Origin of the sequence: Marinobacter sp. CHS3-4 (assembly GCF_030053415.1) — a bacterium.
In the GTDB taxonomy this organism is placed as follows: domain Bacteria; phylum Pseudomonadota; class Gammaproteobacteria; order Pseudomonadales; family Oleiphilaceae; genus Marinobacter.
On sequence record NZ_JASGBJ010000001.1, the window covers coordinates 739,652 to 753,232 of the forward strand.

Annotated in this window: 13 protein-coding genes; 5 read left to right on the forward strand and 8 right to left on the reverse strand. The window is 56.8% G+C overall.

From position 1 onward, the window contains the following. Positions 1-84: 84 nt before the first annotated feature. The 4 genes from QLQ17_RS03400 to QLQ17_RS03415 form a co-directional block, all read right to left on the reverse strand. Positions 85-1,380: a TRAP transporter large permease gene (locus QLQ17_RS03400; RefSeq protein WP_283208128.1), complete on the reverse strand. Its 1,296-nt coding sequence runs from the start codon at positions 1,378-1,380 to the stop codon at positions 85-87. Next, positions 1,377-1,922 (reverse strand): TRAP transporter small permease subunit, encoded by a 546-nt coding sequence (locus tag QLQ17_RS03405; protein WP_283208129.1) that lies wholly within the window; start codon positions 1,920-1,922, stop codon positions 1,377-1,379. Before QLQ17_RS03405 ends, QLQ17_RS03400 begins: the two co-directional genes overlap by 4 nt. Positions 1,923-2,021: 99 nt before the next feature. Continuing rightward, positions 2,022-3,098: a TRAP transporter substrate-binding protein gene (locus QLQ17_RS03410; RefSeq protein WP_283208130.1), complete on the reverse strand. Its 1,077-nt coding sequence runs from the start codon at positions 3,096-3,098 to the stop codon at positions 2,022-2,024. A 114-nt stretch (positions 3,099-3,212) separates the two neighbouring features. Then, positions 3,213-3,995: an alpha/beta fold hydrolase gene (locus QLQ17_RS03415; protein WP_283208131.1), complete on the reverse strand. Its 783-nt coding sequence runs from the start codon at positions 3,993-3,995 to the stop codon at positions 3,213-3,215. A 3-nt stretch (positions 3,996-3,998) separates the two neighbouring features. On the opposite strand from QLQ17_RS03415, the gene QLQ17_RS03420 reads away from it, so the two are divergent. Further along, positions 3,999-4,175, forward strand: coding sequence for a hypothetical protein (locus QLQ17_RS03420; RefSeq protein ID WP_283208132.1), 177 nt, complete (start codon positions 3,999-4,001; stop codon positions 4,173-4,175). Here the strand turns inward: QLQ17_RS03420 and QLQ17_RS03425 are convergent. Further along, on the reverse strand, positions 4,172-5,233 hold the full coding sequence (locus tag QLQ17_RS03425; protein WP_283208133.1) for a PA0069 family radical SAM protein: 1,062 nt from the start codon (positions 5,231-5,233) through the stop codon (positions 4,172-4,174). The genes QLQ17_RS03420 and QLQ17_RS03425 overlap by 4 nt on opposite strands. A gap of 203 nt (positions 5,234-5,436) precedes the next feature. On the opposite strand from QLQ17_RS03425, the gene QLQ17_RS03430 reads away from it, so the two are divergent. Beyond that, positions 5,437-6,510 (forward strand): beta-N-acetylglucosaminidase domain-containing protein, encoded by a 1,074-nt coding sequence (locus tag QLQ17_RS03430; protein ID WP_283208134.1) that lies wholly within the window; start codon positions 5,437-5,439, stop codon positions 6,508-6,510. Positions 6,511-6,531: 21 nt separating this feature from the next. Then, complete coding sequence (locus QLQ17_RS03435) at positions 6,532-7,062, forward strand: macro domain-containing protein (protein ID WP_283208135.1); 531 nt, start codon at positions 6,532-6,534, stop codon at positions 7,060-7,062. 14 nt (positions 7,063-7,076) lie between these two features. On the opposite strand, the gene QLQ17_RS03440 is transcribed toward QLQ17_RS03435, so the two are convergent. Continuing rightward, positions 7,077-8,018 (reverse strand): ChaN family lipoprotein, encoded by a 942-nt coding sequence (locus tag QLQ17_RS03440; protein ID WP_283208136.1) that lies wholly within the window; start codon positions 8,016-8,018, stop codon positions 7,077-7,079. A 126-nt stretch (positions 8,019-8,144) separates the two neighbouring features. Here QLQ17_RS03440 and QLQ17_RS03445 point away from each other — a divergent pair, with 126 nt between their 5' ends. Next, positions 8,145-10,091: a CASTOR/POLLUX-related putative ion channel gene (locus QLQ17_RS03445; RefSeq protein ID WP_283208137.1), complete on the forward strand. Its 1,947-nt coding sequence runs from the start codon at positions 8,145-8,147 to the stop codon at positions 10,089-10,091. A 191-nt stretch (positions 10,092-10,282) separates the two neighbouring features. Continuing rightward, positions 10,283-11,872, forward strand: coding sequence for an isocitrate lyase (locus QLQ17_RS03450; protein ID WP_283208138.1), 1,590 nt, complete (start codon positions 10,283-10,285; stop codon positions 11,870-11,872). A 105-nt stretch (positions 11,873-11,977) separates the two neighbouring features. Here QLQ17_RS03450 and QLQ17_RS03455 read toward each other — a convergent pair whose 3' ends face one another. Continuing rightward, positions 11,978-12,994, reverse strand: coding sequence for a hypothetical protein (locus QLQ17_RS03455; RefSeq protein WP_283208139.1), 1,017 nt, complete (start codon positions 12,992-12,994; stop codon positions 11,978-11,980). Between the two features lie 52 nt (positions 12,995-13,046). Further along, positions 13,047-13,541, reverse strand: a complete 495-nt coding sequence (locus QLQ17_RS03460; protein WP_283208140.1) for an acyl-CoA thioesterase — start codon at positions 13,539-13,541, stop codon at positions 13,047-13,049. Positions 13,542-13,581 lie beyond the last annotated feature (40 nt).

Genomic DNA, 13,581 nt, shown 5'->3' on the forward strand with positions numbered 1-13,581 from the left:
TCCCCCTCTGGCTGTATCCCTCTAGACTTTAGTATAGAGAACGTTCGGCATTTGTCAGGCCGAACAGAGGGGGGATTTTGGCGATCAGAAACCGGAGCTCATTCCAAACCATTCAGGCACGATAAAGATCATAATCAAAACAAGTACCTGAAGTGCTATAAATGGCATGACGCCCCGATAAATGTCGGTGGTTTTTATTTCCGGGGGCGACACGCCTTTCAAGTAGAACAGACTGAACCCGAACGGGGGCGTCAGGAAGCTGGTTTGCAGGTTCATCGCAATCAGGATCGCGAACCAGAGCATATCAATGCCCATAGCCTGCGCCACCGGCGCCAGAATCGGCACGATGATGAACGAAATCTCGACGAAGTCGATGAAGAAGCCCAGCACCAGAATCACCAGCATGGACAGAATCAGGAAGCCCCATTTCTCGCCCGGTAGCTGCATCATCCAGTCTTCGAGCAGGTAATCGCCGCCGGTGTAGCTGAACACCATAGAGAAGGCCGTCGCGCCGATCAGAATCGCGAAGACCATCGCGGTGACCTTCACGGTGTCTCGCGAGGCCTCCCACATCATCTTGAAGGAAAACTGACGGTAGATGATGGCCAGTATCAGTGCGCCCATGCCGCCCAGTGCCGAGGATTCGGTGGGGGTGGCGATACCGGCAAAAATGGAGCCCAGCACGATCACGATCAACGCCAGCGGCGGGATGATGGCCAACAGCGCATTCAGGATTTCTTTCTTGCGGCTGACGCCTTCTTCCGACGGCATGGCCGGTGCTGTTTCCGGCTTCAATTTGGTGAGAATCAGAATGTAGGCGATGTACAGGCCGACCAGGACAACGCCCGGTATCACGGCGGCCTTGAACAGGTCACCCACGGGGATGCCAATCACATCCCCCAGAATGATCAGAATGATGGAGGGCGGTACGATCTGTCCCAGGGTGCCGGAGGCGCAAATGGTGCCGCAGCTCAGGCGCTTGTCGTATTTGTGTGCCAGCATGACCGGCAGGGAAATCAAGCCCATGGCTACCACGCTGGCGCCGACCACGCCGGTGGAGGCCGCCAATAGCGCGCCGACCAGAATGGTAGAGATCGCGATGCCGCCCGGCAGACCACCAAACAGCCGACCCATGGACGTCAACAGTTGCTCAGCCAGTCGAGTACGCTGAAGCACCACGCCCATGAAGATAAACAACGGAATGGCCATCAACACGGTGTTCTGCATCACGCTCATGATGCGGAACGGCATAAAGGCAAACAGATCCATGCCCTCGGCATAAATACCAAAAAACAGCGCCACACCGCCGAAGGTAAAGGCTACCGGAAAGCCCCACATCAGCATCAGCAGGGCCACTCCGAACATGATCATACCAATCATGCGAGACCCTCCTTGCTGTTGGTTTCTTCGTAGGTGCTTTCACCTTTGAGTACCCGGATGGCAAACGTTGCCATGCCCAAGCCGCTGGTGGCGGTGAAAATAGCCGAGAAGGGGATGAGCGATTTTACGATCCAGCGGTGGGGAAGACCGCCCGGGTCGCCGCTGCCTTCGCCCATGCTGTAGGCCTCGACGGCATAGTCGTGGCCGTAATGCCAGATCAGGTAGGAAAAGGGGATGACGAAGATGATCGCGCCAACCAGATTGATCCAGGCTTGTTTCTTCTTGCTCAGTGCCGCGTAGATGACGTCAACCCGAACGTGGCCGTCTGTGCGCAATGCGAAGGGAATGCCTAACAGAAAAACGGCCGAATACAGATGCCATTCCAATTCCTGCATGCCGATGGAGACGTTATTGAACGCGTAGCGGGCAACCACGTCGTAGAACACGTTGAACAGCATGAGAATGAGTGCCAGGCAGGCGATCCACCCGCAGAAGTAGGACAGTTTGGCCAGGCCGTTGTCCAGTTTTATTAGCCAGCGCATTATGTTTCCCCGGTCGGCTTTGAAACAGCTTTTTCAATAGTTATAAACGACAAAACCGGGGCCGCCCAGTGAACGACCCCGGTTCATGGGTTCAATCGATTACTCGATTTCGCCCATGGTGTTCAGATAAGCGCGGTCAGCAATGTCTGTGTAGGCACGCGCCTTTCTGAGGTACTCGGCCTGGGAGTCGACAATCTTCTTGGCGAGGTCATCCCGCTGAGCCGCTTCCTTGAGAAGCTTCTTGTTGGCGTCGTACATCGCCTGCAGAACGTCCTCGGGGAAGTTCTTGATTTCGATGTTCGGGTGCTTGTCCCGAATGGTGTCCCAGGCTTCTGCGTTCGCATGCATGGAGTGAATCAGCATGTCGTAGGCGGCTGTGCGCATTGCCACACGCAGGATTTCCTGCAGATCTTCTGGCAGTTCGTCCCAGGTTTCCTGATTCACCAGGAACTGCAGTTCGGTCGCCGGCTCATGCCAACCGGTGTAGTAGTAATCGGCGATTTGCTGGAAGCCAAGGCGCAGGTCCAGTGCCGGGCCAACCCACTCGACCGCGTCGATGGTGTTGCGTTCCAGCGCGGTGTACAACTCGCCGGGCGGGATGTTGGTGGGGTTTACGCCCACTTCAGCAAAGACTTCACCGGCAAAACCGGGGATGCGCATTTTCAGACCCTGCAGATCTTCCAGGGATTTGATTTCCTTGCGGAACCAGCCGCCCATCTGAATACCGGTGTTACCGCCGGGGAAGGAGAGCATGTTGTGTGGCTCATACACTTCCTGCATCAGGTCCATGCCTTCGCCATAGTAGAACCAGGCGTATTGTTCCTGAGCGGTCATACCAAAGGGCATGCTGGTGAAGAACAGCGTGTTGGGAACCTTGCCTTTCCAGTAGTAGGAGGCGGAGTGGCCCATATCGTATTGGCCGGCCTTGACCATATCAAAGACGCCAAACGGAGCTTTGTGCTTATTGGAGGAGTCGATGCGGATTCTCAGGCGGCCGTCGGACATTTCTTCGGCCATGCGGGCCATGTCTTTGGTGGCGTCACCGAAAATTGGGAAGTTGGGGCCCCAGGTTTCCGCCAGACGCAGGGTGAAGGTTTCTTGCGCGAGGGCTGAGGTGGTTGCGAAGGTGGTTGCAACCGTCAGTACCGCCGCGGACAGAACAGAACGAATCTTCATTGCTCTTCTAGCCTCTTTGTCGTTGTTGTGTTGTTCGTTTTACTTACTCTAGGCCAAGGTACCAATATCCGGTAGCGGACGAAATGAAAAACCGGTGTCTTTAAGACCTAGGTCTTACGCCAGATGCCGCTGGAGCCGCCGGAACAATTGGGCCTGGAAATCAGGAGACAGGGGGTAGAGATGCCCGTAATCGGGCATCAGCGTCAGAGTAGGAGACGGCAGCTTGTCCGCCAGGTGCTGCGCGTAGTCGATGGGGATAAACGCGTCTTCTTCACCCTGATAGATCCAGATTGGCACCTGCACATCGGCTAGCTGAAACTGCCAATGCCCCAGTTCTGTCAGCAGGTCGGTCGCAATGGCCTTGCCGCCGCTGTTCAGGCAGGCGACCTGATCGTTTCGGAATGCGTTCTGTTTGTTGAGCTCGAGCAGCAGTTGCCGGTCGCCTTCATGGACCAGGTGACGGGCTTCTCGCAGGTAAAGCCCCGGATACCTCTGGGACAGCCAGGTCACCAGATGCACAACCAGCCGAACAAGGGCGGGGCTGTACCAGGCCAGTCTGGGACCTGGCCAACGGGTGCCTTCGATCAGGTAGTGGGTGCCCTGATATTCGGCAAAGTGGGTATAACCAGACAGGCATACCCCCAGGTCCATGCGATCGCTCAGCCGATAGCCACAGGCCAGGGTGCGGGAAGCGCCACTGGACCAGCCAATGTGCGTAAACCGGTTTAACTCGAGCCTATCCAGCAGCTGGCGGATGTCCTCGGGATAGTCCAGAAGTGTGCGCCCCGGCTGATAGTCAGAATTCCCGATTCCCGGTCGATCCGGCGTGATCAGTCGGAAACCGTGATGCGCCGCCTGCTCGTGGAGGAACCGTCCCTCAAGACGGCTGCCGGGCATTCCATGACCGAAGATCAGTGGGTATCCGTCCGGGGCTCCGTGATCCGTGAAAGCCAGCGTTCGTCCATCCTGCAGTGTCAGCTGCTGGTCATTGATTGCTATGGCTGTGCTGATAGAAACGCCCTCCGTGGAAGTCCCTGTTTTCTGGCGACCATTTCTTCCGCCGGAATCGGTGTTTAAAACAGGCTGATCTGCTCGCCGCCCGGTCGACGGAACTGGTCGGTGCGCAGTGGTTCGGCTTCATGCAGTCCCAGGCCGAGCTGTTTGGCTCGTCGGGTGAATCGCTGGCGGATCAGGTCTGAATAAGGGCCGGTGCCGGTCATTCTGCGCCCGAAGGCGGCATCGTAACTCTTGCCGCCCCGCAAATCACGAATACGGCTCATGACCCTGTCCGCGCGATCCGGGTAATGGCGTTTCAGCCAGTCGTTAAACAGTTCGTCCAGTTCCAGAGGCAACCGCAGCATGATCCAGCTGGCGCGGGTGGCGCCGGCCTCTGTGGCGGCTTCCAGAATGCGTTCCAGCTCGTGGTCGTTAATGAAAGGGATCACTGGCCCCAGGATGATGCCCGTAGGAACGCCCGCGGAGGATAACTCGCGGATGATTTTCAGCCGTGTGGCCGGGGCGGCCGTGCGGGGTTCCATCTGGCCTTTCAGGGTGTTGTCCAGCGTCGTGAGGCTGACCCGCACCGAGCACAGCCCCTGTTGCGCGAGGTCTTTCAGCAGATCCAGGTCCCGCAGAATCAGTGCGCCTTTGGTGATGATAGACACCGGATGCCGGTACTCGGCCAGTACCTCTAGAATCTCCCGGGTAATGCGGCGCTGCTTTTCCACCGGCTGATAGGCATCGGTATTGACGCCCAGTGCGATGGGTTTGGGCTGGTAGCCGGGTTTGTCCAGTTCCTCGCGAAGCTTCTGGGCGGCGTTTGGTTTGGCGATCAGCCGGGTCTCGAAGTCCAGCCCCGGCGACATATCCCAGTAGGCGTGTGTCGGCCTGGCGAAACAGTACACACACGCGTGCTCGCAGCCGCGATAGGGATTGATGGACTGATCAAACGGTACATCCGGCGACTGGTTCCGGCTGATAATCGTCTTGACCCGTTCGTCCGTCACTTCCGTTGCCACTGAATCCGGGCAGACTTGATCCGCTGGGTCCTGATACCAACCATCGTCGCACTGTCGGTCACTGACGATGGTCTGGAAACGATTGTGAGGGTTAAGCGGCGTCGCGCGAGTTTTCATACGGGTGTCCGAAATACTGTTTATGCATACAGTATCTTGGATGCCGCCAGATTGCCAGAGCCGTTTCAGCGTTACTGTGAAAGACAACAGACATCCGTAACCCGGGCATTCGGTGGTTTGTCCGGTGACCCGAAGCATTGGATGGGATAACCTCGGTCTGAATCGAGCCAGTAGCAAGCGTCATAGGCAGAGTGAATTTTCTTATGTCAGATCAACCCCCGCTGGGAATTATCGAAGGTTTCTACGGCCCGCTCTGGAGCTGGGAAGAGCGCCGACAAGTCGTCCAATCACTGGCCCCTAGTGGGTATCGGAATTACTGGTACGCGCCCAAAGGTGACGCTTTCCTGCGTCGTAAATGGAGCGAACCCCATCCGGCGGAATTGGCGGATGAACTGGCAGGTTTTGCGCGCTTCTGCGCAGAACATGGGGTCAGTTTCGGGATTGGCCTGAGCCCCTTCGAAGTCTTCAACAACTTCGATGACTCGGCGAAAACGGCGCTGGCGAGCAAGCTGGCAGCGTTTGACGAGCTGGGTGTGTCCAACCTGGCCATTCTGTTTGACGATATGACCAGCGACACGCCCGATTTGGCGGCGCGCCAGGCAGACATTCTTCACTGGGTGGCTGACAGAAGCCGTGCGGATACATTGACGGTTTGCCCCAGCTACTATTCCGATGATCCGGTGCTTGATCGCGTATTTGGCCAGCGACCGGATCATTATCTTGAGGACCTGGGCCGGCGGCTGGATTCTTCGGTGCAGGTGTTCTGGACCGGCGAGGAAGTCTGCTCCCGGGAAGTGTCGCCGGGTCATTTGCAGCGGGTATCCGAGTCATTGCAGCGCAAACCGGTGCTGTGGGACAACTACCCGGTGAACGACGGAGACCGGATGTCCCAACACCTGCACCTGCGCGCGTTCACGGGCAGGCCAGCGGCCAACGCCGCGCATTTGTCGGGGCACGCCATCAATCCGGCTCTTCAACCGGTACTGACCACCATTCCCGCCATGACGCTGTCGATGAGCTACGCGCAGGGCCCGAGTTATCAATACGGTCAGGCCTTCAGGCAGGCGGCCGAGCAGGTGTTGGGGCAGGAGCTGGCCGGGCAGTTGAGCGCCGACCTGCTAGTGTTACAGGATGCAGGGCTCAACAGAATCAGTGCCGAACGTCGGGAGTCACTCACCCGGTGCTATTCCGGCTTTGACCATCCAGCGGCCCGGGAAATCGTGAAATGGCTGTCCGGCGTTTATCAGGTCACTGACGAGATGGTCCAAACTCAGTGAGGACAGATTGAGGAGACCGTTATGGCCAAGGTCGAACTCAAAGGCAAATGGTTGGAGTGTGTTCAGGGCGACATTGCCCGTCAGGATGACATGGCGGCTGTGGTAAATGCGGCTAATGCCCAACTTCGCACCGGCGGTGGCGTTGCAGGTGCGCTGCATGCAGCTGCCGGCCCCGGGCTTGCGGAAGAATGCGAGCCTATGGCCCCGATCAGGCCTGGTGAGGCCGTCATCTCCGGCGCTCACAACCTGCCGAATCAATACGTGATTCATTGTCTGGGGCCGGTTTACGGCGTTGATGAGCCATCCGATCGGCTGCTGGCTGACTGCTATCGCAATGCGCTGGAGCTGGCGGACAGCAAAGGGATCGAGTCGATCGCATTCCCTGCGATATCGGCCGGTGCGTTCGGTTTTCCCCTGGAGACCGCGGCGGCAGTGGCGATGAATACCGTGGGGCGGATATTGCCTCAGCTAACAAATGTCGAGAGAGTGCGGTTTGTGCTGTTTTCCGCCGCGGATGAGAAGGTATTCAGCAGCCACCTGCCCCGAAGCTAGGAGTTAGATCCGGTTCACTGGCAGGTCTTTTTGCCTGCAGCTTCGAACCTCGCCATCATCGACTCGCGCTGCCTTTCCTGATCCTTGAATTCAGTGGGTAAGGGCTGGATCAGGTACAGGTAGTCGCCTTTGTCGCGGTTGTTTTCGAACACGGTTGCGAAAGATTTATCGGTGTCCCACAGCACGGGGCTGACCAGTGCCACGGACAGGTCTGGTCGCTTTTGCTCCAGCACGGCGACAGTGCCCAGCCGGTTTTCAGCATGGAAGGTGCCCGTGGTGTGGAGGATCTGGTGCTCAGGATAGGCTCGTGAGGCCTCGATGATCCGCTGTGCCATGGTATTGTCCCGCAGCAACTGGGCCTGGTAGCTGTTTTTCATTCTCTGGCTGATGTCGGAATCCTCGCTTGCCTGGCCATGCCCGTGTCCGAGCGCCGCGAAGAATTTTTCGCGGTAGGCAGGTGGCTCGGTTAAAGGAGGCTCTGGCAGTTCCGCCCGTTGTTCATCGCTGACAGACTCCAGATAGTCGATTCCCTGTCGGCCGACACAACGAACCACGTCGGCTGGGGCGTTGGCTGCGATAACGGGTAAGGAGCGGGCCCTGGCAAATTCAATCAGCGGCCGGTAAGACGCCGTGTAATTGGACCAGGCACCGGCGTCTTTCCGCATCTCGGTTTCCCCGGTTTCTCCATTAAGGTAACGGTTCAGTTCTGCTTGATGATCGATTTCGAACTGTTCCATCGACAAGACCTGTTGTTGGTTCTGTTGATACAAGGCCGTTTGCAGAAGCGATTGGAGGAGATGTGAGGCATGATGGCAGTGGTATTCGCCGATCACCACAATCGTATCGTCTTTCAGTTCTCCGGCGAGCTGATTGATTGACAGCAGTTTGCCCGCGCTGTCGACCAGGATGGCGTCATACTGGGTTTTGGGTGGCAGCGGTTGTTGCGATGAAGGCATCGGAGCAGGACTGGCGCAGCCGGCCAGTATTGCGAACAAACAAATCAGCAGCGGTAACGTTGAATAGCTCATAAACTGATATACGATCACGAAATGTGTTTCGTGTCACCTGCATAGAGGAAAACCATGCTGCCGTTTCGGCTTATTGATCGCGTTAAATTTGTCGTAGAGCGCCAGCTCGTAAAAGGTGCCGGGTTCCAGCTGCTCGTGGTGGGCGTCTTTATCGGGTTGATCTCTCTGATCGGCGGCTTGCTGGTCGTGCCCCTGGGTGACTCTTTCAGCGACGTGGGCGATGCCATCTGGTGGGCGTTCCTGCGACTGACAGACCCCGGTTATCTCGGCGATGACGTGGGCAACTGGCAGCGGTTGGTGTCCACCATCCTGACCATCAGCGGCTATGTGGTTTTCATGGGCACACTGGTTGCCATCCTGACTCGCTGGTTGATCGCCAAGATGACCGATCTTGAGCGCGGACTGACTCCGGTAACCCTGAGAAACCACATTGTGGTGCTGGGTTGGACCAACCAGACTTTGCCCTTGCTGGGGGAGCTCTTGAGCTCATCAGGCCGTATGCGGCGATTCCTGGAGAAACACGACGCCAGTAAGTTGCGGCTGGTGGTTCTGTCTGAGTCAGCGTCTGCGCAGCAGGTGCATGAACTGAAAACCGAACCGGGGATTGGCAACAAAGCCAGGCAGATCATCCTGCGCTCGGGCGTTGCGATTCAGCCAGAGGCGCTTGAACGGGTGGCCTGCCTGGATGCTTCGGCGGTTATTGTGCCGAGCGCGGTCCACGAGGCGGGCAGTCTGGTGCCGTCCGACGTAGGCACTGTGAAGGCCTTGCTGACGATTGCCGCTCGGGCACGGAGCCTGGGAGCCCCGTTACCGTTCGTCGTGGCGGAGATTCAGGACATTCGCAAATACCCGGTGTTCGAGCGAGCCTACCCAGGCGCGCTGGAGGTGGTGGCTGGTGATGCCACCATCAGCCGATTGATGGTTCAGAATATCCTGCACCCGGGTCTGTCTGGCATCTACAACGAACTGTTTTCATCGGGCAACGGCAACGAGGTCTACATTCGCGGAGGCGAAAACATGGTGGGCCAGACCCTGGCTCAGGTGGCCAGCCAACGCCCGAAAGCGATTGTGATGGGGATACTGAAATCGTCCGGAAACAGCTGGGCGGTTCAGATGCCTGCGCCGACGGATATCAAAGTTGCGGCTGAAGATCGGGTGGTGATGCTGGCTCGTGATTACACGGAAACCGACGCCGACCTCAAGGCCCCGGCCGCACCATTGATCGAACGCGTCGCCAGTGTTCCGAGAAGGCCCTCGGCGTCGACAGAGGTGTATCGCGTCCTGTTACTTGGCTGGAACCGCAGGGTGCCAGGCCTGATCCATGAACTGGTCAGCTACAGCCAGCGGCGTTTTGAAGTCGATGTGGTGTCTGTGGTGCCTGCGTCTGAACGCCAGCGTGAAATCGATCGTTATCTGGGAGATCAGAGAAGCGTCATCTGCCGTCATGTAGAAGCGGACTACATGGTCGAGGGTGAGCTCAGGCAAGTGGGCCCGTTGAATTATGACGCCATCCTGTTGTTAAGCAGTGACCGTCTCGCTACCGGAGAAGAGGCCGATGCTCGAACCATGGTGGGTTATCTGCAACTTGAAGATTTACTCAGTGAGGGCACTCGCACACCGCAAATGCTGATGGAGCTCAGTGACCCGGACAACCGCAATTTGCTGATGGCCTACCAGAGCGAAGTGATGATCAGCCCGATGATTGTCAGTCACGTGTTGGCTCAGGTAGCTCTGCGACGAGAGCTGAGGGTGGTGCTGGATGAGCTGTTCACAGTAGGGGGCTCTGAAATTCAGTTTCGTGATCCGCAGGATTACCCGTTACCTGCCAGCACCTCTTTTCAGGTACTGGAAAAGGTCCTGGCGGCAAGCGGCGAGCTGGCTCTGGGTGTCTGGCGAGCCAGGCCTGACGAGACCGGCAGGCAGTGTTTTTTGAACCCGCAAAAAGGCGATTTTCTGGACCTGAAACCCGGCGATCGGTTGATTGTGCTTTGTAATACCTAAGTATTAGCAGGCCATTCACCAGAAAAATGCTGAAAATAATTTATATAAATTTCAATTATAAAATCAAAATCATTAGAGTGGTCGTCAACGTCAGAAAGCTGGTTGTTTTTTGATCGGCTGCTGACTCACGGAAGTCGCTTTTTAGCTTCACTCAAAGAGCACCTCAAACCTTAGAAGACAGGACTGAGACCATGCCATACGCACAAGACGTAGACCACATTGCTTCCCTTCTGAAGCAGAACCCTACCTGGAACGCCATCAAGCCTGAGCACGCGGCTCGCATGCGCGCCCAGAACAAATTCAAGACCGGTCTGGACATCGCCAAGTACACCGCCAAGATCATGCGCGAAGACATGGCGAACTACGACAACGATACCTCTCAGTACACCCAGTCTCTGGGTTGCTGGCACGGCTTCATCGGTCAGCAGAAGCTGCTGTCGATCAAGAAGCATTTCGGTACTACCAAGCGTCGTTACCTGTACCTGTCTGGCTGGATGGTTGCTGCTCTGCGTTCTGAGTTTGGCCCGCTGCCTGACCAGTCCATGCACGAGAAGACTGCCGTTTCTGGCCTGATCGAAGAGCTGTACACCTTCCTGCGTCAGGCGGATGCCTGGGAACTGAACCATCTGTTCCGCGCACTGGAAGAAGCTGAGAACGCTGGCGACAACGCCAAGGCTCAGGAACTGATCAAGCAGATCGACAACCACGAAACTCACGTTGTGCCGATCATTGCCGACATCGACGCTGGTTTCGGTAACGCCGAAGCGACTTACCTGCTGGCCAAGCAGATGATCGAAGCCGGTGCTTGCTGCATCCAGTTGGAAAACCAGGTGTCTGACGAGAAGCAGTGTGGCCACCAGGACGGTAAAGTAACCGTTCCGCACGCTGACTTCCTGTCCAAGATCAACGCAGTTCGTCTGGCCTTCCTTGAGCTGGGTATCGACGACGGCGTTATCGTTGCGCGTACTGACTCCCTGGGCGCTGGCCTGACCCAGAAGATTGCCGTGACCAACGAGCCGGGCGATCTGGGTGACCAGTACAACAGCTTCATCGACGGTGAAGTGATCGAGAAAGCCGAAGACATCAACAACGGCGACGTTGTGATCAAGCAGAAAGGTCAGCTGGTTCGTCCTAAGCGTCTGGCTTCTGGCCTGTTCCAGTTCAAGCCTGGCACTGGCGAAGATCGTGTTGTTCTGGACTGTATCACCAGCCTGCAGAACGGCGCCGACCTGCTGTGGATCGAGACCGAGAAGCCGCACGTTGGTCAGATCGCCTCCATGGTTAACCGCATCAAGGAAGTGGTTCCAGATGCCAAGCTGGTTTACAACAACAGCCCGTCTTTCAACTGGACTCTGAACTTCCGTCAGCAGGTATTCGACGCGTGGCAGGAAGAAGGCAAGGACGTATCTGCCTACGAGCGTGCAGACCTGATGAACGCCAAGTACGACGACACCGAACTCGGCAAGCTGGCCGACGAGTGGACAGCGGACTTCCAGCGTAAGGGCTCTGCCGAAGCTGGTATCTTCCACCACCTGATCACTCTGCCGACTTACCACACGGCCGCTCTGTCTACCGACAACCTGGCCAAAGGTTACTTCGGTGACGAAGGCATGCTGGCCTACGTTGCAGGCGTTCAGCGTAAGGAAATCCGTCAGGGTATCGCGACTGTGAAGCACCAGGACATGGCCGGTTCTAACATCGGCGATGACCACAAAGAGTTCTTTGCAGGTGATGCGGCTCTGAAGGCAGGCGGTAAAGACAACACCATGAACCAGTTCTAAGACCCGGTCTTGAACGAGGTTTAGAAAACAGTTGTCGCTCCCGGTTCGCCGGGAGTCGCCTACAAAAAAGCCCCGCTCGGGAAACCGGCGGGGCTTTTTTGTGGGTTATTCCACGAACACAACGTGATCACTGAAGCTGTCGCGGATCGACAGGCCATGGCGTTCCAGTTCGTGTTTACTGACCACAAGTTGGCCATGGTCATAGTGGATGATCGGAACTTTTCGGGTGTCCATATCCTGTTCTATCAACGCGCTGATCTGATTGCCGGTTTCTCTGCCCATCATAGACCCGAGCAGCGTGAGGCCGCCAATCAAACGGTTTTTTCCGATCGAATTCAGGTGAACCGTAAAAGCTGGCAGTGGAGAGTGGCGTGAGATCCATTCGTTCACCTCATCCAGAGACATGGCTCTGCCGCTCTGGTCCCTTAAGGCCTGATGGCCCGCTACCAGAAGAAAATCGAACCCTGCATCCTTGCTGCTGCGAACTTCGTCCTGAAAACTGGCCAGATTATCCACCACTCTGACCTCGGCGCGCAGATTCTCCCAAATAAGAGACTTTCTTTCACCGCCCATGTCGTGTTTCAGAAATGCTCTGGCGGTGGTGCTACTCCCCAGCAGAATCAGAGCATTTCGGGCATTGAGGTCAAGCGTTTTGCTGATCATGAAGGCCGCCCGACGAATGACGGGGCGTTCGATGACTCCGGTGACAGCGCGGCCATCAAGAGCCCATGGGTAGTCGTCGCGAAGGCCACCGTTAACGCCACAGAATACCGTTGGCACGTGTTCCGAGACCCGCTCACCAAGCAGATGCATGGCATTGTCATCGCAGATCAGAACCAGGTCCGGCTGTTGCGCCTGAAAGTCCTCCCAGACTCTTTCCGCAGCTTCTGCGTGATGTGCGGCTGGCAGTCTCTTGGTATTCAGGTAGGCGTAATGCACCTCAAGCCCGACAGGGAGAGTTTCTGCCAGACCTTCCTCAATGCCCTGTACCCAGATGGAATCCGGGCCATAGCTGTGAATGACCAGCATCTGGAGTTTGTCAGATGTTGCTGCTTCACCGGCTCTTGCGAGGCAGGTTGCAGCCAGAGTCAGGCCCAGAACCAGGCGAATGATTGCAGACACCGCGGCTCCCGATCAGAAGAATGTCTTAGATCATTCTAGTTGAGTTTGAGGGCTAATTCTTCCGTGCTTTAAGCCGGTCACGGCTTTCGAGCCGGATCTGGCGTCGGATTTCTGCGTTTTCGTACCGGCGTTGCTGATCTTCGTTCTGGGGCTCGACGGCGGGAACGTCAATTGGCTTGTCGTTTTCGTCCAGAGCCACAAAGGTAAAAAATGCAGACAGGATGTGTCGGCAGTCACCGGTGTAGCTGTTTTCCGCTTCTACGCGAGCGCCAATTTCCATGGAGGAGCCCCAGCTTCGGTTCAAAGACAGGCTGAAGATCAGAGTATCGTTGCCTTTGGCGGGTGCCCGGAAATAGATGGAGTCCACCGCTGCTGTTACGCAGACGCAGCCGGAATGACGTTCTGCCACGACGAGCGCCAGCCGGTCGCATTTCGACATGATCATGCCGCCAAAGACAGTCTGGTGGGAGTTCATGTCATTTGGAAAGACTTTGTAGACGTGCCCTTCAACGGCAGATGCACTTACGGGGCGCTTGCGTGCGGTCATTCTGGCTTCCTTTCGTCGTGTCGTGAGGTTTGCGATCTAG

Coding starts and splice junctions, on each gene's coding strand:
- QLQ17_RS03415 (WP_283208131.1), bottom strand. CDS start 3,995: ATGCCCGGCAGCCGTCTTGAGGGACGGTTCCTCCACGAGCAGGCGGCG.
- QLQ17_RS03435 (WP_283208135.1), top strand. CDS start 6,532: ATGGCCAAGGTCGAACTCAAAGGCAAATGGTTGGAGTGTGTTCAGGGC.
- QLQ17_RS03425 (WP_283208133.1), bottom strand. CDS start 5,233: ATGAAAACTCGCGCGACGCCGCTTAACCCTCACAATCGTTTCCAGACC.
- QLQ17_RS03400 (WP_283208128.1), bottom strand. CDS start 1,380: ATGATTGGTATGATCATGTTCGGAGTGGCCCTGCTGATGCTGATGTGG.
- QLQ17_RS03405 (WP_283208129.1), bottom strand. CDS start 1,922: ATGCGCTGGCTAATAAAACTGGACAACGGCCTGGCCAAACTGTCCTAC.
- QLQ17_RS03420 (WP_283208132.1), top strand. CDS start 3,999: ATGACCGAAGATCAGTGGGTATCCGTCCGGGGCTCCGTGATCCGTGAA.
- QLQ17_RS03440 (WP_283208136.1), bottom strand. CDS start 8,018: ATGCCTTCATCGCAACAACCGCTGCCACCCAAAACCCAGTATGACGCC.
- QLQ17_RS03410 (WP_283208130.1), bottom strand. CDS start 3,098: ATGAAGATTCGTTCTGTTCTGTCCGCGGCGGTACTGACGGTTGCAACC.
- QLQ17_RS03445 (WP_283208137.1), top strand. CDS start 8,145: ATGCTGCCGTTTCGGCTTATTGATCGCGTTAAATTTGTCGTAGAGCGC.
- QLQ17_RS03450 (WP_283208138.1), top strand. CDS start 10,283: ATGCCATACGCACAAGACGTAGACCACATTGCTTCCCTTCTGAAGCAG.
- QLQ17_RS03430 (WP_283208134.1), top strand. CDS start 5,437: ATGTCAGATCAACCCCCGCTGGGAATTATCGAAGGTTTCTACGGCCCG.
- QLQ17_RS03460 (WP_283208140.1), bottom strand. CDS start 13,541: ATGACCGCACGCAAGCGCCCCGTAAGTGCATCTGCCGTTGAAGGGCAC.